Here is a 22,770-nt window from a genome sequence, read left to right on the forward strand (position 1 = left end):
ATGGCGAAATACCTTTGTGGCAGTTTACTAAACCTTCATTGTTCAATTGAGAATTGTCAACATGGAGAAGACTTTATCAAAATTCTCCATCAATGCATTTCAGTTCTGGAAAGTCTCTCTAAGGGCGATACCTCTCAAAAAGTTACGATTTTTACAGATAAAGGATGTCTTAAGAAATTAGTTGATACAATACATAGACTTACAGAAGAAGTAGAAGAGTTTTTAAATCTCAATCACGAATTAGCCATAGGTATTTGCGAGCATTTTGATGTCCTAAGAAAACTTCAGCAGGGAGACTACTCAGTAAGAGCCTCTGAAGACTCTCCAGTTGAGATTGTAAAAATGCTTGGTCAGCTTATAAATAAGCAAAGAGATAGATTTTTAGATTACATAGAAAGGCTTAAAGAGCAGCATGCAGAGATAGTTCACAGTTATGAGCAACAAAATGCCATACTCTCCTCTGTAGGTGTGGCGATAGTTGTTGTCGATGAGGATATGACTATTGAGTTTGTAAACAAGGAGTTGGAGGATTTAGTAGGTTACTCTAAAAAAGAACTTGAAGGAAAATTCAAATGGACAGATTTTGTTCCTGAGGAACTCTTAAACACGATGATTGAGTATCATAAGTTAAGGAGAATTTCTCCTCATCTCGCACCTCGGCAGTATGAAGCAAAGATTAAAGACAGAGAGGGAAAAATCAAGGATGTTTTGATAAATGTAGCAATGATACCGTATACAAAAAAGTCAATTGCCTCTATCATTGATATATCCGAGAGAAAGAAAATACAAGAGCAACTTATTCACTCGCATAAAATGCAAGCTTTAGGTTTGCTTTCAGGTAGGGTTGCTCATGAATTTAATAATATTCTCTCGGGAATTCTCGGTTTTGCAAATCTTATTGAGGAAAAAATAGAGGATTCGCTTATTAAAAATTACTCAAGAAAGATAATTGAAGCAGGAGAGAGAGCCCGAGACCTCGCAAAAAATCTCCTAACTTTTAGTAGAAAGGAAGCTGTAGGCGAATCAAAGAAAATAAACTTAAGCAGATATCTCTTAGAGTTTGCAGAGTTCATAAGACCAATAATTGGAAGAGACATACAGGTAAAGTTAAAAATTCCAGAAGATGAAATATCATACCGAATAGATCCCTCTCATCTTGAGGTAATACTTATGAATCTTGTCACTAATGCAAGAGATGCCATGCCCGATGGAGGAACTCTCACTTTAGGTCTGAAGGATGTTAATCTTGACATGGATTATTACTATACCCATCCTTTAGTAAAACCAGGGCACTATGTGGCAATCTGTGTAACAGATACAGGAATTGGCATGGACAAGGAGACAAAAGAGCGGATATTTGAACCCTTTTTCACAACAAAACCCAAGGGGAAGGGAACAGGTTTGGGTTTATCAACGGTTTTTGGATTAATAAAAGGCTACGGAGGGCACATACACGTATACAGTGAGCCCGGTAAAGGAACAACTTTCAAGATATATCTACCTCATGAGGAAAAAAGAGATACTCTCATTATTGATAGGAAAGCTCTTAAGGGAGATGAAACTATTTTAGTTGTCGACGATGACGAGCAGATAAGAAGATACTTCTCTGCGATATTAAAAGATTTTGGATATAGTGTAATAGAGGCTTCAGACGGTTTTGAGGCGGTTAATATTGTTGAGGACAACAAAGAGTTAATCTCTCTCTGCCTTGTAGACCTTGTTATGCCAGGTATTTCTGGTATAGAGACTGTAAAACAGATAAGAAAAATCAGTGATAAGATTAAGACAATAATAATGAGCGGACACCCCATTGATTTAAAAGAGTTTGAAAGCATAGAGAAAACAATATCTGCCGATGAGCTTTTATATAAAATAAGAAATATGCTGGATAAAAAGGAGTGAGGTGCTATGGTAAGAAATGACAGATGGATTAGAGAAATGGCCAGAAATGGTATGATTGAGCCTTTTGAAGAGGGACTTGTAAGAGAGGGGGTTATATCTTACGGAATAAGCTCTTACGGATATGACATGAGAGTTGCCGATGAATTCAGGATATTCACAAACATAAACAATACAATAGTAGACCCTAAAAACTTCGACCCAAAAAGCTTTGTTGAGTTTAAAGGAGAAGCCTGTATAATACCTCCTAATTCTTTTGCTCTCGCCAGGTCTGTTGAGTATTTCCGAATTCCTCGAGATGTTTTAGTTCTCTGTATCGGTAAATCTACATATGCAAGATGTGGAATTATAGTAAATGTTACGCCCCTTGAGCCTGCCTGGGAAGGCTTTGTAACAATTGAAATCTCAAACACTACTCCTCTTCCTGCCAAGATATACGCAAACGAAGGTATTGCTCAGTTGATATTCATAAAGGCGGAGGAAGAATGCGAAGTTTCTTATGCCGATAGAAAAGGTAAATATCAGGCACAACAGGGAATTGTGCTGCCAAAGATATGAGCCTTGACAGAGTAATCATCGCTCTTGACTTTTCAGACAGGAAACAGGCTTTACAGATAGTAGATAAGCTTGAGGGTGCTATAAATTTTTACAAAGTTGGAACGGAGCTTTTTCTTAGCGAAGGAGAGAGAATTATTGATGCTTTAAAGAGGAGAAATAAGAAAATTTTCCTTGACCTTAAATTCCATGACATACCCAATACAGTTCAGAGGGCTGTCAGCGTAAGTTTGAACTTTGGAGTAGACATGTTAACGCTTCACACTTTGGGTGGAATTGAGATGCTTAAAAGAGCAAGAGATACAGTTGAGGAAGAGAAAATAAAGAGTAATATTTCTCTAAAACTCCTTGGTGTAACAGTTCTTACGAGTCTTGACGGAAAGGCATTGGAGGAGATTTTTGGATTTTCCATAGAGGTTAGTTGCTTAGTAGAAAATCTTGCCATAATGGCTAAAAAAGTAGGATTAGACGGAGTAGTAGCCTCTGCCAATGAAATATTCTTGGTTAAAGAGAAATGCGGAAAAGATTTTCTCGTTGTCACTCCTGGAATAAGGCTTACCAAGCTTGTTCGGGATGACCAGAAAAGAGCTGTTACTCCGCAAGAGGCTTTTAATAGAGGCGCTGACTATATAGTTGTTGGTAGAGCCGTTACCCTTTCAAATAATCCAATGGATGCACTTTCTACTTTTTTCAGAATGGAGCATAAAGATGCATAAATTTCTTCCCTTATAATGAAAGTAGTTTTGTGTACTAACAGACAATCTCTTGCTATCAAGGTTTCGGAGTTTTTAAAAAAAGAGGTCAATTTTTTATTAAATCTTCCGATAGACGATAATCTGCAAGACAAAATTTATCGGATAAATCCAGATGTGATAATGTTCGATTTCTCAACTAAAAACAGAAGAAAATGGAAATTGATTGAAAATTTCACTTCTGCTCCTTCTCTAAGAGACATACCCCTTATTGTAATTTTTAGAAAAAAGATTGAGGCACAAATACAAAAAATCTGTGAATACGACATTTATGATTATCTCATTGAAAATTTTCTCAAATGTGAACTAATCATGAAAATAAATAAAGCACGGGAAATAGTGGATATAAAAAGGGAGTTTAATAGGCTTCTCACCAAAGACCCTTTAACAGGAGCTTATAACAGAAGCTTCTTAATGGAGAGGATAGGCGAAGAGATAAGCTGGTGTTCACTTTATAAAGACCCTCTTAGCCTGGCTCTAATTGATATAGATTTCTTCAAAAAAATAAATGATACTTACGGGCATCTATCGGGAGATAGAGTTCTAATTGAACTTGTCTCAATGGCTGTAGATTTCTTCCCAAACAGCATGACCATAGGGCGATATGGTGGTGAAGAGTTCTGTCTAATTATGCCCTCAACTGCTGAAAAGGAAGCTGTTGAAATATGCGAGAATTTCAGAAAAAAAGTTGCAAGAAATGAATTTCATACCTTTTCTGGAAGACCAATAAATCTTTCTATTAGTGTGGGATTAACAACTTTTCACGGAGAAGTCCTTATAAGCGTCGATGAAATAATCCAAAGGGCAGACATAGCCTTATACAAAGCTAAGCAGAGTGGAAGAAATAGGGTAATTTTTGAGCCTTTTGTAGTAGAATAAAAAATAAAAAATAGTGGAGGTTTAAAATGAAAAAGATAGCTTTACTAATGTCTCTTTTATTGCTTCTAACGGTTTCTTGTGGACAACTTCAGCAACAACATTATGAGGGAGCTGGAGCAGGAGCTGTTGTTGGAGGAATAGCTGGTGCACTGCTTGACAGTAAAAATCCCTGGCGTGGAGGTGTTATAGGTGCAGCTCTTGGTGGAGTTTTCGGTGCAACTATTGCCGATATTTCAACAAGAGGTTCAAGAGAAGCTTATCAAAGTGGTCGTCCTGTTGAATACAGAACCGAGGACGGAAGAGGTTACTACAGAGCAGAACCTGCAAGTGATTATTACTACAAAGACCCTCAGACAAAATGCAGAAAAGTCTCAGAGAAAGTATGGGAAAACGGAAAGCTTGTAAAGGATTCGGTAAAAGAGGTCTGTGAGTCAGAGAAACAGGAGAGAAGCTATTGATAGAAGAAATGAGGGAGAGATTAACAAGGCTTATTTACGAGAGAGCTTTTAAATACAGTGAAAAACCTGTATTCAAGCTGGTATCTGGTGCTTTAAGTAATTATTATTTTAACTGTAAAACTGTGACACTTTCGCCAGAAGGCATGTATCTGATAGGTCATATAATTTTCGATATGATATCTCATCTTAATGTTAGAGGAATTGGCGGATTAACTCTCGGTGCAGACCCTATCTCCAATGCCGTTGCCTATACTTCATACCTTAAAGGCAAGCCCCTGGAAGCATTCACCGTGCGGAAAAAAGCTAAGGAACACGGAACAATGCAATGGATTGAGGGTAATATTAACTCGGGCGATAGCGTGGTAGTTGTTGATGATGTGATAACTACGGGAAGCTCTACAATTCAGGCAATAACCAGGTTGAAGGAGGTAGGAGTTTTGGTAAGAAAAGTGGTTGTACTTGTTGATAGACAGGAAGGAGGCAGGGAAAATATATTGAAATTTTTAGGTGAGTGCGGATTTCCACAGGAGCTTGAAGCAGTAGTAACAAGACAAGAAGTAATGGCAATTCATAAAAGTTGAGCAATATCATAAGATTTAAGTGCATAAAAGAGTGCTCCTCCGCTTGTTGTGGAGGAGCAACAATTATAACTCTCTCAGAAATCAGTGGTCTTTATCGTTTATTCCCTATAACATTGGGTTTTCAGAAAGTTTATCCCCTCGACGCAGAACACGAAAAATATCTTCAAGAAATAACATTCAGATACAAAAATTTTTACATCATCGGCGATTTTATAGCAGGAAATAGATTTAACCCTAAATGTCGTCTTCTCAAAAACGCTCTTTGTGCCATACAGGATAATCTTAAACCTCTTCAGTGCAGAGTTGTTCCTTTTTCCGTAACTTTTCCTGAAGAATATCAGGACAAAGTCATAATTAGCAAGAAAAAGGGAGCTTTTAGAAAATGCAAGGGATTTGCCGAGAGTTATCCAACAGTATGGGATGGGGCATTTGTGGATGACCAGTTAAGAAAAGATTTCTATGCCTTGAGAGAGTCGCTAATACAGCAGAGAGAGTTAATGGAAAACTTTTTTAGTCACCTTACGCAGAGCTCTCATTTTGCAAAATTTTTAATTTCTCAGGATGGCATACTCGAAGCTCCTTTGACTGAAAAATTCTTAGAAAGCTTATTCGCAAAAATCTCTATAGAAAATCCAGAAGCCTTTAAAAGAGCTCAGAGATTAACATTCATAAGAGAAATTGGAGAGGGTGAACTTAAAAATCCTCTATTTAAAGAGGTTTTAGATATTATGGACAGGATAACGATTTGACAGAATTGAGAAAATCTTATTAATATTAAAATATTCCTTCCATTAGGAGGTTTTAGTGGCAGGTCATTCCAAATGGGCTCAAATCAAGCACAAGAAGGCACAGGTTGATGCAAAAAGAGGTAAAATATTTACAAAGTTAGTAAAGGAAATATCTGTTGCTGCAAGACTTGGCGGTGGTGACCCTGAGAAAAACCCACGCTTAAGAGTAGCTATTGAAAAGGCAAGAGAAGTTAACATGCCCTCTGACAATATTAAAAGAGCAATAATGAAGGGAACAGGTGAACTTGCAGGAGCTGCTTACGAGGAGGTTATATATGAGGGATATGGACCCGGAGGCGTGGCGTTACTTATTGAAGCCATGACAGACAACAAAAACAGAACAGTCTCAGAGATAAGACATCTTCTGTCAAAGCATGGAGGAAGTCTTGGAGAGTCTGGATGTGTATCATGGATTTTTGAGAAAAAGGGATATATTCTCGTTGATAAAAAGACAATAGATGAAGACACATTAATATCGATTGCTCTTGAAGCAGGTGTGGATGACGTAAGAAATGACCCAAAAGAGGAGAGTTTTGAACTCATATTTCCGCCAGAAAACCTTAAGGAAGTTAAATCAGCTCTTCAGAATGCAGGGGTAAATGTTTCTCTTGCAGAGGTTACTATGCTTCCTAAAAATTATGTTTCCATTGAAGGAGATGATGCGGAAAGAATGTTAAAGCTGATGGAGGCCTTGGAGGACCATGATGATGTCCAGAATGTTTATGCTAACTTTGACATACCTGATGAGGCGATGAGTAAGGTCAGTGCATAGTATGGAGCCATCCATCAGACTAACCTTTAAGCGAAAGTTTATCGCAGGCCTCATTGTAACTATCCCTGTCGCAATAAGCATATTTATCTTCATACAGCTATTCAAAATTGTAGACGGTCTTTTAGGACCTATTTATGACTATATTTTTGGAAGACATATTGCAGGCTTGGGGTTTGTAACGGCAATTATACTGGTTTTTGTAGTAGGAATAATATCTACAAATGTTTTTGGAAAGAAACTTCTTGACCAGATTGAAAAACTGCTTTTTCTTAAAATTCCCGTTTTCAAAAGTCTTTATTCATCAATCAAACAACTGATAGATGCTTTTTCTCCCGATAATACCTCATCTTTTCAAAAGTTCGTAATAGTTGAATATCCTCGAAAAGGTTGCTTTGCTTTTGGCTTTCAAACGAAGATATGCACCATTCAATCAGAAAATTGCGAAAAAAAACTTGCTGCCGTATACATTCCAACAAACAATCTCTACTTAGGAGAGGTGGTGCTTTTTGAACCTGAGTGTGTAATTCATACTGATATTCCCGTTCAGCAGGGAATAAAAATCATTCTATCGGGTGGAATAGCTTCACCTGAAATTATAAGAGGTGAGAGATAGTGGATGTAGTTATTTTGGCAGCTGGTCTGGGAACAAGAATGAAGTCAAAGCTGCCAAAAGTGCTACACAAAATGTTCGATACACCTATTATAGATTATTTATTACAAACAGCTAAGAGCATAAAACCAGATAATATATTTGTCGTATTAAATCCTAAATTAAAAGCGGTTATAGAATATATTTCAAATAAAAATCTGGATATTGTTTTTCAAAAAGAACCTCGGGGAACTGCAGATGCTTTGCTTTCTGCTCTGCCGCACATAAAAAGTGATAGGCTTTTAATACTTAATGGTGATACACCTCTTTTAAGAAGAGAGACTATTCAAAAATTGATTGATTTATTTGATAAAAACAATCTTGCAATGGGTATTCTATCTTTCTATCCTCAGAGGGAACACAGTTACGGAAGAATTTTAAGAAATCCCGAGGGATTAGTTGAAAAAATCGTTGAGAAAACGGATTTATCAGAAGAGCAGAAGGAAATTTCTGAGGCTAACAGCGGGGTTTATTTATTGAGGCGGCAGACAGCTGAACTTGTAAGGGAAGTTAAAGAAAATAAAAACAAAGGAGAATTCTATCTTACAGACCTTGTTGAAATCGCTGTTAAAAGAGGAAATAGAGTAGAGGCATATCCATTAGCCACTGAAGAAGAGCTAATAGGTATAAATACAAGAGCTGAGCTTTCATTAGCAATAAGATACTTAAGAGATTCGATTGTAAGGGAATGGATGGAAAGAGGAGTAACTTTTTATGACCCCAGTACAGTTTGGATTTCACCTAAGGTCTCTATCGGAGAGGATACAGTAATCTATCCCAATGTATTTCTTGAAGGAGAAACTAAAATCGGGGAGAATTGCACAATATACCAAGGGGTCAGATTAAAAAATTGCATAATAGAGGATAATGTTGAGATAAAGGACTGCACAGTTGCTGAAAATACCCACATAATGGAAGGCTCTAAGATAGGTCCTTTTGCCCATTTAAGACCAGAGACTGTTGTTGGCAGAAACTGTAAGATTGGAAATTTTGTAGAAGTGAAAAAAACAACAATAGGAGATGGTAGCAAGGCATCACATCTTAGTTATTTGGGAGATGCTCAGATTGGCAGAAACGTGAACATTGGAGCAGGCACAATCACATGCAATTACGATGGTCAGAAAAAGCATAAAACAATAATTGAAGACAATGTTTTTATAGGGAGTGATACCCAGCTTGTAGCACCAGTGAAAATAAATAGGGATGCCTATGTAGGGGCGGGTTCTACAATTACAAAGGAAGTTCCAGAAGGTTCTCTTGCTATAAGCAGGACACCTCAGAAGAATATCGAAGATTGGGCAAAGAGGAGGCGAAGGAAGGAATAATGTGCGGGATAATAGGATACATTGGTGACAGAAGCGCAACAGAGGTGGTTATTGAGGGCTTAAAAAAGCTTGAATACAGAGGTTACGACTCTGCAGGCATAGCCTGTCTGATTGAAGATAAGATAACAACTGTAAAGTGTAAAGGTAAAATAGCCAATCTGGAGCAATTAATAGACAGTAGCTTAAAAAAGGCAAAGATAGCCATTGGGCATACAAGATGGGCTACACATGGCAAACCATCTAATGAAAATGCTCACCCCCACTGCTCTGGCGGTATAGCTCTTGTGCATAACGGAATTATAGAGAACTATGCAGAGCTTAAAAGAGAGCTTATGGCAGAGGGATTTAAATTTAACTCTGAAACAGACACAGAGGTAATTGCTCATCTTATAAGAAAATTTAGAGAAAATTTTAGTTTTGAAGAGGCTGTAAAAAAGGCTGTTTCCATGCTTAAAGGCTCATACGCAGTTGTAATAATAGATGAAAAAGAGCCTGACAAAATAATTGGTGTAAGAATGGAAAGCCCTCTTGTAGTAGGCGTTTCGGAAAAGGAGAAATTTATTGCCTCTGATATTCCGGCTTTTCTAACCTACTGCAATAATGTGATATTTCTCGATGATGGAGAAATGGTTGTTATTAAAGGCAGGGACTATAAAGTTTGTGATTTAAAAGGTAACGAAAAAAGAAAAAAACCCGTAACCATTACATGGACGGCCTCAATGGCTGAAAAGGGTGGTTACAAACATTTTATGCTTAAAGAGATACACGAACAACCGAGAGCCTTAGCTGATACGATTAGAGGCAGGGTTTTACCAGATGGTTCAAAGATAAATTACAAAGAATGGGGAATAACAAAGGATGAAATGGCTTTAATCAAGAAAATCTATCTTGTCGCCTGCGGTACTTCCTATCATGCTTGTATGATAGGGAAATATACTATTGAGAGAATAGCTAAAATACCTGTTGAGATTGACATAGCGTCAGAATTCAGATATAGAGAAGTGCCCTTTGAAGCGGACTCTCTCTTTGTAGCAATTACGCAATCAGGAGAGACAGCAGACACTTTGGCTGCTCTCAGGTATGCAAAAAAGGCAGGATTAAAGACGCTTACAATATGTAATGTTCTTGGAAGCACCGCATCTCGTGAATCCGATGCGGTTTTCTATACCCATTCCGGTCCAGAGATAGGTGTTGCCTCTACAAAGGCTTTTAGTTGTCAGATAGTAGCTTTGTATATTCTTGCCTTTGCTTTGTCAATGTCCCGTAGGATAAATCCAGCTGTTGTCAATGAAAAGTTTCTGATAGACCTTTTTCATCTACCAAGATTAGCTGAGGAAACATTGAAATTAGACGAAAAAATTCAAAATCTTGCAAAAGAATTATACAGGAAACCTAATTTTCTCTATCTTGGAAGAGGTCTTAATTATCCCGTTGCACTTGAAGGAGCGCTTAAATTAAAAGAAATATCATACATACATGCAGAGGGATATGCTGCAGGAGAGATGAAACACGGACCTATAGCACTGGTAGAGGAAGGTTTTCCTGTTATTTTTGTGGTATCCGATGACCTCTATCTTGAGAAAACCCTATCTAATATAGAGGAAATAAAGGCAAGGGATGGTTTTGTAATCACCTTATCAAATACAAAGAAAGATAAACTTATTAGATTATCCGATAGATTTATTCACGTAGAAGGAATAAATAGCTATCTAAATACTATTCTTTTCAGTATTCCCCTTCAGTTGCTTGCTTATCATGTAGCACTATTAAGGGGGTGTGATGTTGATCAACCAAGAAATCTTGCAAAAAGTGTTACTGTTGAATAGATTTTTTAAAAATAAAAAAAGAGGGGTACAGCCATGAAAGATTTCCCCTTAGGGGAGTTAAATCCCGCGCAACAAGAAGCTGTAGTATACTGTGAAGGTCCGCTTCTGGTGCTCGCAGGAGCAGGAAGTGGAAAAACAAGAGTAATTACTTACAAATATGCTTATCTAACAAAGGTATTAGGTTACTCTCCTTCTTCAATATTTACTGTTACGTTCACTAACAAAGCAGCCGATGAAATGAAAGAGCGGATATGTAAAATATGCAATGGAAACTGGAAAAATTACTGGATAGGCACTTTTCACTCTCTATGTGTAAGAATACTAAGAGCTCACATTGACCAGATTGGTTACAAAAAAGATTTTATCATTTATGACGAAGATGACCAAGCTGCACTTATAAAAAGGATATTGAAAGAACTAAACATGCACGAGGCTTTATGTAAGTGCGTAGTTTCAAGGATAAGCAATTTAAAGTCTAATATGGTGACTTCAGAGCAATATGCCTCTAACATAGAGGGTTATGAATTTGAAGAAAGACTTGGCAGGATTTATGCAAAATATCAAAATGAATTAAAAAAATACAATGCCCTTGATTTTGATGATTTGATTCTCATGGTCATAAATCTTTTCAGCGAAAGGGAAGATTTACTAAAAAAATACGCCGAGCATTTTAGATATGTTCTTGTAGATGAGTTTCAGGATACTAACAAATCCCAGTATGTTTTGCTTCAGTTGCTTTCGAAGTATCATAAGAAAATTTGTGCTGTTGGCGATGATGACCAGAGTATTTATAAATTTAGAGGAGCAAATGTCCATAACATACTAAATTTTGAAAAGGATTTTCCAGGAGTTAAAATAGTCAAATTAGAACAAAATTACCGTTCAACAAAGCATATCATTCTTGCATCCTCTGCAATGATTTCCAAAAATTTATTAAGAAAGCCAAAAAATCTATGGACTGACAGAGACTGGGGAGATAAAATTCACTACTGTCAGCTTAGCAACGAAGAAGAAGAGGCTAAATACATTGCTAAAAACATAAAAGAGATGTATCTGAAGGGAGATTACGAATACAGAGATTTCGCTGTTCTCTATAGGCTCACCCTGCAGGCAAGAGCCCTTGAGGAAGCCTTAAGAATTGAGGGAATTCCTTATCATGTAGTAAGTGGTGTTAGTTTCTATCACCGAAAGGAGATTAAAGATGTTATCGCTTACATGAGGCTTTTGCTTAATAGAGAAGATAACGTGAGTTTATTAAGAGTTATAAATACACCTCCAAGAGGTATAGGAACTTCCGCAATAAGTAAGATTGAACAAGAGGCAAAAAAGAATGGCTGTTCTTACTATGAGGCAATAAGAATAATAATAAATGATGAAACAGTGGCAGAGTCATTGAAACAGAAGCTTTCATCTTTTATTGCACTTATAGAGGATTTATCAACAAAAGACTATAAAAATGCAGCCTCAATGATAAAAGATATTCTAAATACTACAGCCTATCTGGAGGAAATAGAAGAGGATAGAATTCAGAATGTTCTTGAACTACTCTCCTCGGCTGAGAATATATCTGTCAGAGATTTCCTCGATAAAGTCTCCCTTGTATCTAATGTGGATTCATGGGAAAGTAAGAAAAATTACGTATCCCTTCTTACTCTTCATTCGGCAAAAGGATTAGAGTTTCCCGTTGTATTCATTGCTGGCTGTGAAGAGGGAATTTTACCGTATTTTAAAGCACAAGAAGACCCAGCAGAATTACAGGAGGAGAGAAGACTTTTCTATGTGGGTATGACGAGGGCACGAAACCTGCTCTTTCTTACGACTGTAAGGCAGAGAAGACTATACTCTAAGGTTCAGAACCAAGAACCTTCAAGCTTTATAAAAGATATACCACCAGAGTATTGCTGCTGTATAAAAAAGGACTGCTCTAATTTTAATACTCCTGTCAAAGACAGTGATTCAAGGAAGATTAAACCTCCCTTTGTGATTGGCTGTAAAGTAAAGCATCCCACATGGGGTGTGGGTGTTGTAAGAGATTGTTATGGCGAGGGAGATGACCTAAAAATAGTTGTAAACTTTCCTGGAATAGGAGTAAAGAAATTAGCTCCTAAAATAGCAAACTTAGAGAGGGTGTAAAGATGAAAATATCTAAAGAAATGGTAAAGCACATAGCCATGCTAAGTAGGTTGGAATTTCAGGAAAAAGAAATAGAGCTCTACGGAGAACAATTAAGTAGAATACTTGATTATGTGGATAAGCTTAATGAGGTAAATACGGAGGGTGTAGAGCCTACCTCTCATGTTTTATCTTTAAATAATGTTTTTAGAGAGGATGTAGTTAAATCGTCTCTTTCAAGAGAAGAGGCATTACGAAATGCTCCTGACTCTACGGATAAGTTTTTCAGAGTTCCAAAGATAATTGAATAGTGTATAACTGGAGAGATATATGTTAAGAAGTTTTCTCAGGGCTAAACTACACATGGCAAAAGTAACAGAGGCAAATCTCTTTTATGAGGGTTCAATCAGCATTGATATTGAACTTTTAGAGCTTGCAGGTATTCTGCCTTATGAAAGGGTATGGATAAGTAACATGAATAATGGAGAGAGGTTTGATACTTACGTAATTGCAGCTCCTCGAGGCTCACGAACAATAGGATTGAACGGTCCTGCAGCAAAAAAGGCTTCTGTAAATGACAGAATTGTTATTTTTTCCTACGGCTACATAGGGGAGGAAGAAATATCCCAGCATAGACCTAAAATAATAATTCTTGATGAATATAACAACCCGCAAAAGATATATCAAGGAAGTTGTGAGATAATATAATTTTTATACCACCTATGTTTGAATTAAATAACATACCCTCATCACCAGGCGTATATATTTTCAAAGACAGGAAAGATAAAATTCTTTACATAGGAAAGGCAAAAAATCTTAGGAATCGTCTAAAAAGCTATTTTCAGTCATCCGAACTCGAACCAAGAAAGACCAAGATGGTTGAGCAGGTAAAAGAGTTTTCATTTATAATAACCTCCAATGAATATGAAGCTCTTGTCCTTGAAGCCAATCTAATAAAACAGCATAAGCCTCCATACAACATAGTTTTAAGAGATGATAAAAACTATCCCTATCTTAAAATTACCCTTACAGAAAAATGGCCAAAGATTGAAGTAGTAAGAAAACCAAAAAAGGATGGTAATCTTTACTTCGGTCCTTACGTTCCTGCCCAGGCAATGTGGGAGGCTTTATCTTTCATAAGAAAAAATTTTCCCATAAGAACCTGTAAATATTCATTAAATAAAACTATAAGACCCTGTATTCAATATCAAATGAAAAGATGTCCCGCTCCTTGTGCTGATAAGATTAGTAGGGAAGATTACATGAGAGGTGTAGAGGAGGTCATTCTTTTCCTGAAAGGCAAGGGAGCAGAGCTGATTGGCAGACTTCAGGAGAGGATGAAGGAATTAAGTAATGAAATGAAATTTGAAGAAGCTGCTAAAATAAGAGACCAGATAAGAAGGCTTGAAAGAATATTTGAACAGCAAAGAGTTGTATCTGTGAATCTTGACAACATTGATTTTGTAGGAGTCTACTCAGAGGATTCTGAAATTTCAGTGAATGTCCTCTTTGTAAGAAATGGACTACTCGTAGGCTCAAAAAACTATATGATTAAAAAAGCCTTCTATGAAACTTGGGAAGAACTTATTAGGTCAGTTGTTCAATCCTTATATTCTGTTGAATCTCTCATTCCTCCCAAGACAGTTATAATTGAGAATACGCCTGAAGACCTATCAGGAATAATAGAATGGCTCAAAAATAAAAGGGGAGAGCAACTAACCATAAGACAACCGAAGACAGATGAAGAAAAGGCTGTTCTTGAGATGTCCCTTGCAAATGCTAAAGAGTATTTGAGAGCAAATAGAAAAAATGTAGAATTTATCTTGGATGATTTAAAGAAGAGACTTAAGCTCGAGAGAGTTCCCTTAAGAATAGGAGCTTTTGATATCTCAACTCTCTTTGGTTCTAATTCAGTAGGGAGTTTTGTCTATTGGGAAAATGGGGAGTTTAAGAAAGAATATTACAGGCATTTAAAAATCAGAGAGGTCAATGGAATCGACGACTACTCTTCAATGAGAGAACTGGTAGAGAGAACAGTTAATAGATTTGATTCACCCGAAGGAATACCAAGACCAGATATAGTTCTTATAGATGGAGGAAAAGGACAGCTAAACGTTGCAATGAAAGTAATGGAAGAGCTTAAAGATATTAATATATTTGCCCTTGCCAAAAATCCAGACAGACTGATAATGCCTGAAGGTGATGAAATCTCTCTTGAAGATAAGAAAGCATCGTCTCTACTGCTAAAGAGAATAAGAGATGAAGCGCACAGATTTGCCATTACTTATCATAAAAAGCTTAGAAAAAAAGCTTCCTTTGAGTCGGTTTTAGAAAAAATTGAGGGAGTAGGCAAAAAAAGAAGGCTTGCCCTTCTTAAACACTTCGGAAGTATTAAGAGAATAAAAGCTGCTACAGCAGAGGAAATTGCCTCTCTTCCAGGATTTTCAATTAAATTGGCAGAAAAAATTTTAGCAAGCCTTAAGGATTACTTTTGAGAAACTCTAATGCAAGTTCTTTGTAGGCAATTGTTCCTGCTGCCTCAGGCGCATAGAAAATTGCAGGGATACCATGTATAGAGCTTTCAGCGAGAGCTATATTTCTTGGTATCACTGTCTCAAAAGTCTTAGTTCGAAAAACTTTTCTTATGTCTTCAGCGGTTGTTCTGCTAAGAGTTATATGTTTGCTAAACATGGTAAGAAGAATCCCCTCTAACTCGAGAGATTCATTAAAGTTTCCTTTAATTCGCCAGAGAAGTTTAATGAAAATTCTCAAAGCCTCTAATGCAAACTGTTCGCATTGAACAGGGATTATTACAGAATCAGCAGCAACAAGAGCACAGAGAGTAAGAAAGGAAAATGAGGGAGGACAGTCTATAAAGATGTAGTCAAAAATTTCACGACAGGGCTCAAGAAGCACTCGAAGCTTTTTTTCCCTCTCCTCTGTTTCAAATACTTCTAATTCTGCCATAAAAAGGTCTATTCGGGTTGGAATAACAAAGAGATTATCGATGCATTCAATAAGAACTTCCTCAAGTTCTGCTCTCTCTGTGTAGTATTCGTATAGTCCCTTTATCTTTTCTCCATTTCTTCTTATTCCCAAGCCAAAACTAAGACTGGCCTGAGGGTCTGAGTCTATGACCAAAACTTTTTTTCCCTTTACAGCAAGGCAGGCAGAAAGATTGATGGCAGTAGTTGTTTTTCCAACTCCGCCTTTTTGGCTTGCTACTGCTATGATTTTTCCCATTAAAGGTTACCTATCATAGCATTTTGTTGTTTTTTACGGATTCTATCAGTTTGTCCCTTGCCTCTTCGTAGGTTGCCCTTATTCTGTAACCAGCAGCGTTTTTGTGCCCACCTCCACCAAAGCTTTGTGCAATGACTGATACATCTAAGCTTCCCTTTGAACGAAGACTGACTTTAAAAAATCCTTCCTCTATTTCTCTGAATAGGACGGAGATACTTATATCTTTTAGTATTCTCAAAAATTCAACAAATCTTTCTGTGTCAGCCTCAATCGTATTTGTCTCTTCAAAATCTTTTTTTCGTAAATGGCCTATTATAAAAGGAGGGATAATTTCAGTTTTATCGAGCATTTTTATGAAGAGCTTTAATCTATTTGTAGTCCAGCCTTCAAATAGATTTTGATATATAAAAGATGGCTTAGCCCCGGCTTTTACAAGTTCATAGGCAATACGTAACTCCTTTTCTGTTGTATTGTCAAACTGAAAATTACCGGTATCTACTATTAAAGCAGAATAAAGCAATGTAGCAATAGAAGCGTTAATAGGAATATTCAATTTTTTTATTAGTTCATATACCATCATTCCTGTAGCAGCCTCATGGGGAGAAATCCATTTTATAGCATGGAAATCACTGTTTTTTCTTTCAAGATGATGGTCGATTATAACTTTTATGCCTGAGAATTTAGTTATTTTGCTTATTAATTCTTCATTGTTGTTTACTCTTGAGGGTTCATGGCAGTCTACCAAGATTAACACTTCAAATTTATCTGGAGAAAGCTCAACTAAGTCTTTTATTTCATTAATTCCCGGCAAGAATTTATATTGAGCTGGAATGGGCATTTCCGTATAAACTTCGGCCCGCTTTGACAAAAGATTAAGTGAAAACTTTAAGGCTAATGCTGAGCCAAAGGCATCTCCATCGGGAGTTGAATGAGTAAGTATCAAGAAGTTATTTTTTTCCGTAATTATCTCAATTAGTTCCTTCGGTGGTATCAAATATCCTCCGAATTCTTTTTTATCTCCTTTAGTAATTTGTCAATCTTGAACCCATGTTCAATTGACTCATCAATAAGAAATTCAAAGGTCGGTATAATTTTTATCCTTAATCTTTTTGCAATCTCGTTTCTTACAAATCCCTTTGCTTCATTTAAAATCTGAAGAGATTGGGTTCTCTCTTCTTCTTTAAGCACGGATACGAAGACCTTTGCGTTTCTCAAGTCATCGGAGAGTTCTACATCTGTTACTGTTATAAACCCAAGTCGGGGGTCTTTTATTTTGTTTAGAATAATATCTGCTACCTCTTCCCTTAGAAGTACGCCGAGCCTTTTTGACCTTTTGTAGGGATGCATTTTATAAGCCTTTGACAGGTATTTTCTCTAAAATATAATTTTCGAGAATATCACCCTCTCTTATGTCATTAAAATTATCTATTGTAAGACCACACTCATAACCTGCCTGAACTTCCCTGACATCTTCTTTAAATCTTTTGAGAGAGCTAATTTTGCCCTCATATATCACTATGTTGTCTCTTATAATTCTTATTCCATCGCTTGCTCTTGATATAGTTCCATTAAGAACATAACAACCTGCTACAGTTCCAACCTTTGAGATTTTGAATACGGCTCTTACCTCTGCCCTTCCTAAAATTTTCTCTTTTACCTCAGGAGTTAACATTCCAGTGAGAGCTTTCTTTACATCTTCTATGACTTCATAGATTATGCTGTACAGCTTTATATCCACCCCAAGTTGTTCTGCCAATTCCTGTGCTTTTGTTTCGGGTCTTACATTGAACCCTATGATGATTGCATTAGCTGTTGCTGCAAGATTGACATCACTTTCTGTAATACCACCTACGGCTGTATGAATGACCTTCACCTTAACTTCTGGATGAATTATATCCTCTACGGCTTTTCTAAGAGCCTCGACAGAACCCTGAACATCGCCTTTTATAATTAGATTTAGTTCTTTGACTTCACCTTCTTTAATTTTGTCATAGAGGTCTTGCAATGTAAGTTTTTGTGTTCTCTGCATCTCAGCAAGTCTCTTTTTTTGAGCTCTGAGATTTGCTATATTACGAGCTGTTTTTTCATCTTCCACAACCGTAAAAATGTCACCTGCTTGAGGAACTTCCTCAAATCCTACTACTTCAACAGGAGTAGAGGGAGGAGCTTCGTTAATTCTTTTTCCTGTATCGTCAATTAATGCCCTTACTTTACCGTGTGTTGTTCCTGCTACAAAGGCATCTCCAACCTTTAGAGTTCCGCTTTGCACTATTACTGTTGCAACAGGCCCTCTTCCTTTGTCGAGACGAGATTCAATAATAGTGCCTCTTGCTGGTTTGTCAGGATTGGCTTTGAGTTCCATAATTTCTGCTTGCAGTAGTATCATTTCAAGCAGATTTTCAATTCCCATGCCTTTCTTAGCAGATATGTCAACAAATATGTTCTGTCCACCCCATTCCTCAGGAATTACTCCATATTCACTTAATTGAGTCCTAACTCTTTGAGGATTTGCCTCTGGTTTATCTATTTTATTTACAGCAACAACAATGGGAACTTGAGCAGCCTTTGCATGATTTATGGCCTCAATGGTCTGGGGCATTACTCCGTCATCTGCAGCCACCACTAAAACAACAATGTCTGTAACCTTTGCTCCTCTTGCCCTGAGAGCAGTAAAGGCTTCGTGACCAGGAGTATCCAGAAAAGTTATATCCTTGCCTTGAAGAGTTACTTTATAAGCACCGATGTGTTGGGTAATTCCACCTGCTTCCTGTTCAGTTACCTTTGTTTTTCTAATAGCATCAAGTAAAGACGTTTTACCATGGTCAACATGACCCATTACAGTTACTATTGGAGGTCGTGGTTGGAGAGTTTCAGGAGCATCTTCAACCTCTTCTATAACATCAACCTCCTGAACTTGCGATAATTCAATTTTTATACCAAAACTTTCAGCTACAATCTGAGCAGCATCAGGGTCAACGGGTTGATTTATTGTTGGCATGTAGCCCAGTTCCATAAATTTCTTAATCACATCGGGAACTTTTTGTCCAATAAGTTCGGCAAACTCTTTTACCGTAGTACCCTCTTCTATTTTTATTGATTTTTTTCTTGGAGCAGTTGTAGGTAAAGGAGTTGCTTCCTCTTTTTTGTTTTTGTCTTTAGCTTTTTTCTGTTCTTTTAGGTCTAACCATTTTTTAGGCTCAATTTTTTTAGGAGGGATTTTTGATGAAATTGGCTTAGGTTTTATTTTTTCAATCTTTTCAAAGGATATCTCTCTTCTAAATCTTCCTGGAAGCGAAAGGTCTTCTTCATCTCTTATTTCTTCTTCAATTATTTTGGTTGTTGGTGGTTCGATTTTTTCAGGTTGTGTTCTTTCATCTCTTATTTCTTCTTTTATTCTATTTTCAACTGGTGGTTCTATCTTCTGTCCCTCTCCTTCCTTTGTTTTTATTTGTTCTTTTGGTTCTTTTTCCTTTATTTCAGTTTTTTTCTCTTCTTTTCTAAAGAACTCTCTTATTTTTTCAACTTCCTCTGGTTCAACCTTTATGTTTGTTGTTCCTTTTTTGAACTGAACATTTCTGTGTTTTTCGATGAATTTAACTATTTCTAAGGGTTTAACTCCAAGTTCTTTGGCTAATTCAATGCTTCTGAGTGCTTTATCTGACATAGAACAGTCTGTCCTCCTTGTCTACAAATCAATAAAATGTTATCATAAAAATATAAGTATATGCAAATTGAAGGAGGAACTGATGGCAAGCTGTTATGTCTGTGGTAAAAAGAAAACACTCGGTAACAACGTAAGTCATGCAAATAACAAAACAAGGAGATATTTTTTCCCTAATCTTCAAAGAATGAAGATTATCACAGAAAAAGGCCCTCAAAGAGTTCATGTATGCACAAGATGTCTCCGTTCGGGCTTTGTAAAAAAAGCTGTTTAGCCTAAATGGAAAAGCTTAGTTGTATTATACCTCATGTAATAAGCAGCTTAGGGATTGAAAATGCCATAAAATTGAAATTTCTTAGAAAGAAATGGCATGAAATTTTTGGTTCTCCTTTGAGTGAACGGACTTTCCCTCGGGATTTAAAGGAAGGGACTCTTTCAGTGACAGTTAATTCAAATGCATGGTTGAATGAGCTGGAATTCTTGAAGGAAGATTTTTTGAAGTCTCTTCAACCTTATGGAATTAAAAATGTGACTTTTAAGTTTGGCAAAATCTACAACCATAACAGAACAGATAAAAAAAGAAGAGTGGAGTGCAGTTGTAGTATCTCCGCTGAACAGTTGAGGTGGATTAAGGAAACTCTCAGCAGGGTAGGTGATGAAGAAATAAAAAACACGATGGAGAGTTTGCTTACTAAGCATTTTAAGTGTATAAACAGTTTAAGTAAAGGAGAAAAAAATGGAAGAGCTTGATTTTGTCTATAAGGAATACTCTGAAGAGGAAAGCAGAATATACCAGAAAGCAATGGAAGAAATTCTACAAAATATTAAAAAAGGAATGCTTTTTCAGGATGCCATTGACAGCGTTGAGGTAACAGATAAAAACCTAAAAGCTCTCATAGAAGATGATGCTTTAAAAATTTTAATAGCCGAACTATGTTATGTTTCAAAAATACCCTTTGAGGAACTTGCTAAAATGCTCGGTATCTCTGTTGAGAGAATAAGAACTGCTAATTTTGAGATGCTCGAAGATATTGAATTGACGCTCAATAAGACTTTTAATAAAGATGGGAGAGCAGGTCATGCATAGGAAAATCAGAGTTTACTCCCTCAGCACCTGTCCAGCCTGTAAGAGGCTGAAAGAGTTTCTTAGAAGTCATAATATTGAATATGAAACCATAGATGTTGACACTCTTGACAGTGGTGAACAGTGGGTTGCTCTCAAAGAGTTGAGAAAAATCAATCCTCAGGAAACCTTTCCAACAATAGTAGTTGAAAAGGCAGTGGTTGGATATGAAGAAGAAGCTTTGAAGAAGTTGCTTGAAATATGATGGACCGAGAGAAACTTTATGAAATTTTAAGTAAGTTTGCCAATTCAAAAGGAATAGAGCTAAACAGAGATAAAAAGTTGGTTTTTGACCTAATCGAAGGTCTCATTAAGAATGAAAATCGTTACGGTTATAGAAGCTGTCCCTGTAGACTTGCAAGTGGTGATAAAGAAAAAGATAAGGATATAATCTGCCCGTGTATTTACAGCGAGCTTGATATCAGAGATTATGGTAGATGTTACTGTGGACTTTACGTATCAAAAGATTTTAATGAAGGAAGAGTTCCGAACACTATAGTTCCAGAGCGAAGAAAAAAGGAGGTTCTTTAAAATGATTTGGGAAGAGTTACTTACTTTCGAGGATATTAAAAAAGAACCATACTATATCAGTAACATACTGTGGGATGTTAATCCAACAAAGGTTATGGAGCCCGTTATTACCAAGGAGGGCGACGATATAGTATGTAAAAAACCTGTAAAAGGCTATGTATTCTACATAGAGACATCAGGTAAAAAGCCAGAGCTTTTTCTCATGATGCATAAAGCAAATTGTTTTGGCGAAACCATTGCTAAAATTGAGCATATTCCCGAGGAAATGCTTAAAGAAGCCTTAGAGGAGAATAAAACTTACATTAAATTTGGTATGTGTCCCATAAATGAAAAGATAAAAAATTGGCTTAAAAAGGAATTGGGAATATTATAAGCTCAGCTTTTTATAATTTCTTTGAAACTGTTTATTGTTAAAAAATTATTAGATTTTCTGGGTTCACTTCTGGAACTTGATAGTCCTCGTAAAATGGGCATCTTTATTCCAAAAGATTTTGCTCTGTGCAGAATCTCTTCTGTATCATCAACGAAAACCGTTTTTTCTGGTTCAAAATCAATACACTCCTTTAGTTTATGCCAGAATTCAAGTCTTTCTTTTGGATATCCTATGTCAAAGGATGTAAATGTTTTATGAAAATACCTGGCAAAGCCGGTTTTCTCTAATTTTAAATTCATAACTTTATTGTGTGCGTTTGTTACAAGATAGACTTTCTTTCCATTAGAGCTAATAAAATTTAAAAAATCCTCTGCATCGGGGTGAGGTTTTATAAGGTGAGTGAGCTGTTTTTTTAGAGTAAAGATATCAATTCCTGTCTTTAAGCTCCAGAAGTCAATGTCAGTCCAGTTAAGAGTGCCTTCTTCTGCTTTATACATGTTAAATAGAATTTTTTGAGCTTCAGAGAAGCTTAAGTCTTCTTTTTCTGCATATCTTTCAGGTAAGAATATCTCCCAAAAATAATCGTCAAAATATTTATCAAGGATAGTCCCATCCATATCAAGCAGAATTGTAGATATTTCATCAAAGGCTATCATCTTCGTGCTCTCTATACCAAGACATATCAATAAAAAATTTGGTTCTCTCATAAATCATGCGAAGAATGTTGCTCAATTCAAAAAATATGTCTTCATAAACCTGTAAATCTTTTAGCTCTTCTCCGCCAATGACATAAGAATAGGCAATTTCATATTCCTCTGCATCAACTAAGTCTTTCCTGTAAAACTCCTTTTTAACAAGAACAGGTTCAAGTTCGCTGTATTCATTTGCAATTTCTTCATAAAGGTCTACCATTTCATTGTAGCCCTCCATAAAAGGAAGGCTTATAATTATGTCCAGCTCTATAGCCTCATCTATTTCATCGTCCTCTTCTTCAAAATAGATAGAAGTGCTTGTTTGTTGAACATCATAGGAAAATGAGACAGTAGCAGTTATCGGATAGGGAGGCTTAATTTCAGGTAATGTCATTGACAATCTACTTTCCTTGTTAAGAGAATATTGCTCCACCAAAGTTGCCATGTCATATACATCCATATAATTCTTAGCGGCATCCATTATCCTCATTTGTAATTCTTCAAATCTTATCACCACTTCCTCCTTATGAGCTTGCCTTTAATCTATACAA

At 36.6% G+C, this 22,770-nt stretch carries 27 protein-coding genes; 21 read left to right on the forward strand and 6 right to left on the reverse strand.

Annotated elements, in window-relative coordinates; translation table 11 throughout:
* From ACZ430_RS07665 to uvrC, 15 genes are read left to right on the forward strand one after another with little or no spacing between them, the layout of a single operon-like run.
* A complete protein-coding gene (locus ACZ430_RS07665) occupies positions 1-1,902 on the forward strand; it encodes an ATP-binding protein (RefSeq protein ID WP_297209205.1) in 1,902 nt (633 codons plus the stop codon).
* Between the two features lie 6 nt (positions 1,903-1,908).
* Positions 1,909-2,457 carry a dCTP deaminase gene (dcd, locus tag ACZ430_RS07670; protein ID WP_297209202.1) on the forward strand — a complete coding sequence of 183 codons (549 nt, stop codon included), beginning with the start codon at positions 1,909-1,911 and terminating at the stop codon, positions 2,455-2,457.
* Positions 2,454-3,170 (forward strand): orotidine-5'-phosphate decarboxylase, encoded by a 717-nt coding sequence (gene pyrF, locus ACZ430_RS07675; protein ID WP_297209200.1) that lies wholly within the window; start codon positions 2,454-2,456, stop codon positions 3,168-3,170. Before dcd ends, pyrF begins: the two co-directional genes overlap by 4 nt.
* Before the next feature lie 15 nt (positions 3,171-3,185).
* Positions 3,186-4,085: a GGDEF domain-containing protein gene (locus ACZ430_RS07680; RefSeq protein WP_339944260.1), complete on the forward strand. Its 900-nt coding sequence runs from the start codon at positions 3,186-3,188 to the stop codon at positions 4,083-4,085.
* Positions 4,086-4,111: 26 nt separating this feature from the next.
* Complete coding sequence (locus ACZ430_RS07685) at positions 4,112-4,543, forward strand: glycine zipper 2TM domain-containing protein (RefSeq protein ID WP_297209195.1); 432 nt, start codon at positions 4,112-4,114, stop codon at positions 4,541-4,543.
* The gene (gene pyrE, locus ACZ430_RS07690; protein WP_297209193.1) at positions 4,540-5,124 is read left to right on the forward strand and encodes an orotate phosphoribosyltransferase; all 585 of its coding nucleotides are present in this window, start codon (positions 4,540-4,542) and stop codon (positions 5,122-5,124) included. The genes ACZ430_RS07685 and pyrE overlap by 4 nt, the downstream gene beginning before the upstream one ends.
* The gene (locus tag ACZ430_RS07695) at positions 5,121-5,873 is read left to right on the forward strand and encodes a hypothetical protein (protein WP_297209191.1); all 753 of its coding nucleotides are present in this window, start codon (positions 5,121-5,123) and stop codon (positions 5,871-5,873) included. The genes pyrE and ACZ430_RS07695 overlap by 4 nt, the downstream gene beginning before the upstream one ends.
* 55 nt (positions 5,874-5,928) lie before the next feature.
* Positions 5,929-6,684 (forward strand): YebC/PmpR family DNA-binding transcriptional regulator, encoded by a 756-nt coding sequence (locus ACZ430_RS07700; protein ID WP_297209188.1) that lies wholly within the window; start codon positions 5,929-5,931, stop codon positions 6,682-6,684.
* 1 nt (position 6,685) lies between these two features.
* The gene (locus ACZ430_RS07705; RefSeq protein WP_297209185.1) at positions 6,686-7,297 is read left to right on the forward strand and encodes a DUF502 domain-containing protein; all 612 of its coding nucleotides are present in this window, start codon (positions 6,686-6,688) and stop codon (positions 7,295-7,297) included.
* The gene (gene glmU / locus ACZ430_RS07710) at positions 7,297-8,658 is read left to right on the forward strand and encodes a bifunctional UDP-N-acetylglucosamine diphosphorylase/glucosamine-1-phosphate N-acetyltransferase GlmU (RefSeq protein ID WP_297209182.1); all 1,362 of its coding nucleotides are present in this window, start codon (positions 7,297-7,299) and stop codon (positions 8,656-8,658) included. Before ACZ430_RS07705 ends, glmU begins: the two co-directional genes overlap by 1 nt.
* Complete coding sequence (glmS, locus tag ACZ430_RS07715; protein ID WP_297209179.1) at positions 8,658-10,484, forward strand: glutamine--fructose-6-phosphate transaminase (isomerizing); 1,827 nt, start codon at positions 8,658-8,660, stop codon at positions 10,482-10,484. The genes glmU and glmS overlap by 1 nt, the downstream gene beginning before the upstream one ends.
* A 33-nt stretch (positions 10,485-10,517) precedes the next feature.
* Complete coding sequence (locus ACZ430_RS07720) at positions 10,518-12,617, forward strand: ATP-dependent helicase (protein WP_297209176.1); 2,100 nt, start codon at positions 10,518-10,520, stop codon at positions 12,615-12,617.
* Between the two features lie 2 nt (positions 12,618-12,619).
* Positions 12,620-12,907 (forward strand): Asp-tRNA(Asn)/Glu-tRNA(Gln) amidotransferase subunit GatC, encoded by a 288-nt coding sequence (gene gatC / locus ACZ430_RS07725; RefSeq protein ID WP_297209173.1) that lies wholly within the window; start codon positions 12,620-12,622, stop codon positions 12,905-12,907.
* A gap of 19 nt (positions 12,908-12,926) precedes the next feature.
* On the forward strand, positions 12,927-13,304 hold the full coding sequence (panD, locus tag ACZ430_RS07730; protein WP_297209169.1) for an aspartate 1-decarboxylase: 378 nt from the start codon (positions 12,927-12,929) through the stop codon (positions 13,302-13,304).
* 14 nt (positions 13,305-13,318) lie between these two features.
* Complete coding sequence (gene uvrC / locus ACZ430_RS07735; RefSeq protein ID WP_297209166.1) at positions 13,319-15,091, forward strand: excinuclease ABC subunit UvrC; 1,773 nt, start codon at positions 13,319-13,321, stop codon at positions 15,089-15,091.
* Here the strand turns inward: uvrC and ACZ430_RS07740 are convergent.
* Genes ACZ430_RS07740 through infB form a run of 4 tightly spaced genes read right to left on the reverse strand, consistent with a single transcriptional unit; the run spans position 15,075 to position 19,503 of the window.
* Positions 15,075-15,839: a ParA family protein gene (locus tag ACZ430_RS07740; protein ID WP_297209163.1), complete on the reverse strand. Its 765-nt coding sequence runs from the start codon at positions 15,837-15,839 to the stop codon at positions 15,075-15,077. The two genes, uvrC and ACZ430_RS07740, sit on opposite strands and share 17 nt — an antisense overlap.
* A gap of 13 nt (positions 15,840-15,852) precedes the next feature.
* On the reverse strand, positions 15,853-16,833 hold the full coding sequence (locus tag ACZ430_RS07745; protein ID WP_297209160.1) for a DHH family phosphoesterase: 981 nt from the start codon (positions 16,831-16,833) through the stop codon (positions 15,853-15,855).
* Entirely contained in the window at positions 16,830-17,186 is a 357-nt protein-coding gene (gene rbfA, locus ACZ430_RS07750; protein WP_297209157.1) for a 30S ribosome-binding factor RbfA, read from the reverse strand. Before rbfA ends, ACZ430_RS07745 begins: the two co-directional genes overlap by 4 nt.
* Position 17,187: 1 nt before the next feature.
* On the reverse strand, positions 17,188-19,503 hold the full coding sequence (infB, locus tag ACZ430_RS07755; protein WP_339944269.1) for a translation initiation factor IF-2: 2,316 nt from the start codon (positions 19,501-19,503) through the stop codon (positions 17,188-17,190).
* A gap of 79 nt (positions 19,504-19,582) precedes the next feature.
* On the opposite strand from infB, the gene rpmB reads away from it, so the two are divergent.
* The 6 genes from rpmB to ACZ430_RS07785 are packed head-to-tail and all read left to right on the forward strand — an operon-like array spanning position 19,583 to position 21,527.
* The gene (rpmB, locus tag ACZ430_RS07760; RefSeq protein ID WP_366934784.1) at positions 19,583-19,774 is read left to right on the forward strand and encodes a 50S ribosomal protein L28; all 192 of its coding nucleotides are present in this window, start codon (positions 19,583-19,585) and stop codon (positions 19,772-19,774) included.
* A gap of 5 nt (positions 19,775-19,779) precedes the next feature.
* Positions 19,780-20,250, forward strand: a complete 471-nt coding sequence (locus ACZ430_RS07765; RefSeq protein WP_464910499.1) for a DciA family protein — start codon at positions 19,780-19,782, stop codon at positions 20,248-20,250.
* Complete coding sequence (locus ACZ430_RS07770; protein WP_464910500.1) at positions 20,237-20,587, forward strand: hypothetical protein; 351 nt, start codon at positions 20,237-20,239, stop codon at positions 20,585-20,587. Before ACZ430_RS07765 ends, ACZ430_RS07770 begins: the two co-directional genes overlap by 14 nt.
* Positions 20,580-20,828: a glutaredoxin family protein gene (locus ACZ430_RS07775; protein ID WP_297209143.1), complete on the forward strand. Its 249-nt coding sequence runs from the start codon at positions 20,580-20,582 to the stop codon at positions 20,826-20,828. Before ACZ430_RS07770 ends, ACZ430_RS07775 begins: the two co-directional genes overlap by 8 nt.
* Positions 20,828-21,154: a ferredoxin-thioredoxin reductase catalytic domain-containing protein gene (locus ACZ430_RS07780; protein ID WP_339944275.1), complete on the forward strand. Its 327-nt coding sequence runs from the start codon at positions 20,828-20,830 to the stop codon at positions 21,152-21,154. Before ACZ430_RS07775 ends, ACZ430_RS07780 begins: the two co-directional genes overlap by 1 nt.
* Position 21,155: 1 nt before the next feature.
* On the forward strand, positions 21,156-21,527 hold the full coding sequence (locus ACZ430_RS07785; protein WP_339944277.1) for a DVU0772 family protein: 372 nt from the start codon (positions 21,156-21,158) through the stop codon (positions 21,525-21,527).
* 2 nt (positions 21,528-21,529) lie between these two features.
* Here the strand turns inward: ACZ430_RS07785 and ACZ430_RS07790 are convergent, their stop codons facing one another.
* Together ACZ430_RS07790 and ACZ430_RS07795 are read right to left on the reverse strand one after the other, a co-directional pair.
* Positions 21,530-22,183, reverse strand: coding sequence for an HAD-IA family hydrolase (locus ACZ430_RS07790; RefSeq protein ID WP_464910501.1), 654 nt, complete (start codon positions 22,181-22,183; stop codon positions 21,530-21,532).
* On the reverse strand, positions 22,170-22,733 hold the full coding sequence (locus ACZ430_RS07795) for a hypothetical protein (protein WP_297209133.1): 564 nt from the start codon (positions 22,731-22,733) through the stop codon (positions 22,170-22,172). The genes ACZ430_RS07790 and ACZ430_RS07795 overlap by 14 nt, the downstream gene beginning before the upstream one ends.
* Between the last annotated feature and the right edge of the window lie 37 nt (positions 22,734-22,770).

The organism is Thermodesulfovibrio sp. TK500a (genome assembly GCF_055381765.1).

Excerpts from the sequence above, each read along its gene's own strand:
- dcd (WP_297209202.1), top strand. The coding sequence starts at position 1,909 with ATGGTAAGAAATGACAGATGGATTAGAGAAATGGCCAGAAATGGTATG.
- ACZ430_RS07780 (WP_339944275.1), top strand. The coding sequence starts at position 20,828 with ATGGACCGAGAGAAACTTTATGAAATTTTAAGTAAGTTTGCCAATTCA.
- ACZ430_RS07790 (WP_464910501.1), bottom strand. The coding sequence starts at position 22,183 with ATGATAGCCTTTGATGAAATATCTACAATTCTGCTTGATATGGATGGG.
- glmS (WP_297209179.1), top strand. The coding sequence starts at position 8,658 with ATGTGCGGGATAATAGGATACATTGGTGACAGAAGCGCAACAGAGGTG.
- ACZ430_RS07785 (WP_339944277.1), top strand. The coding sequence starts at position 21,156 with ATGATTTGGGAAGAGTTACTTACTTTCGAGGATATTAAAAAAGAACCA.
- ACZ430_RS07765 (WP_464910499.1), top strand. The coding sequence starts at position 19,780 with ATGGAAAAGCTTAGTTGTATTATACCTCATGTAATAAGCAGCTTAGGG.
- ACZ430_RS07775 (WP_297209143.1), top strand. The coding sequence starts at position 20,580 with ATGCATAGGAAAATCAGAGTTTACTCCCTCAGCACCTGTCCAGCCTGT.
- uvrC (WP_297209166.1), top strand. The coding sequence starts at position 13,319 with ATGTTTGAATTAAATAACATACCCTCATCACCAGGCGTATATATTTTC.
- rbfA (WP_297209157.1), bottom strand. The coding sequence starts at position 17,186 with ATGCATCCCTACAAAAGGTCAAAAAGGCTCGGCGTACTTCTAAGGGAA.
- pyrF (WP_297209200.1), top strand. The coding sequence starts at position 2,454 with ATGAGCCTTGACAGAGTAATCATCGCTCTTGACTTTTCAGACAGGAAA.
- gatC (WP_297209173.1), top strand. The coding sequence starts at position 12,620 with ATGAAAATATCTAAAGAAATGGTAAAGCACATAGCCATGCTAAGTAGG.
- ACZ430_RS07665 (WP_297209205.1), top strand. The coding sequence starts at position 1 with ATGGCGAAATACCTTTGTGGCAGTTTACTAAACCTTCATTGTTCAATT.
- ACZ430_RS07770 (WP_464910500.1), top strand. The coding sequence starts at position 20,237 with ATGGAAGAGCTTGATTTTGTCTATAAGGAATACTCTGAAGAGGAAAGC.
- ACZ430_RS07720 (WP_297209176.1), top strand. The coding sequence starts at position 10,518 with ATGAAAGATTTCCCCTTAGGGGAGTTAAATCCCGCGCAACAAGAAGCT.
- infB (WP_339944269.1), bottom strand. The coding sequence starts at position 19,503 with ATGTCAGATAAAGCACTCAGAAGCATTGAATTAGCCAAAGAACTTGGA.
- ACZ430_RS07680 (WP_339944260.1), top strand. The coding sequence starts at position 3,186 with ATGAAAGTAGTTTTGTGTACTAACAGACAATCTCTTGCTATCAAGGTT.
- ACZ430_RS07705 (WP_297209185.1), top strand. The coding sequence starts at position 6,686 with ATGGAGCCATCCATCAGACTAACCTTTAAGCGAAAGTTTATCGCAGGC.
- ACZ430_RS07740 (WP_297209163.1), bottom strand. The coding sequence starts at position 15,839 with ATGGGAAAAATCATAGCAGTAGCAAGCCAAAAAGGCGGAGTTGGAAAA.
- panD (WP_297209169.1), top strand. The coding sequence starts at position 12,927 with ATGTTAAGAAGTTTTCTCAGGGCTAAACTACACATGGCAAAAGTAACA.
- ACZ430_RS07685 (WP_297209195.1), top strand. The coding sequence starts at position 4,112 with ATGAAAAAGATAGCTTTACTAATGTCTCTTTTATTGCTTCTAACGGTT.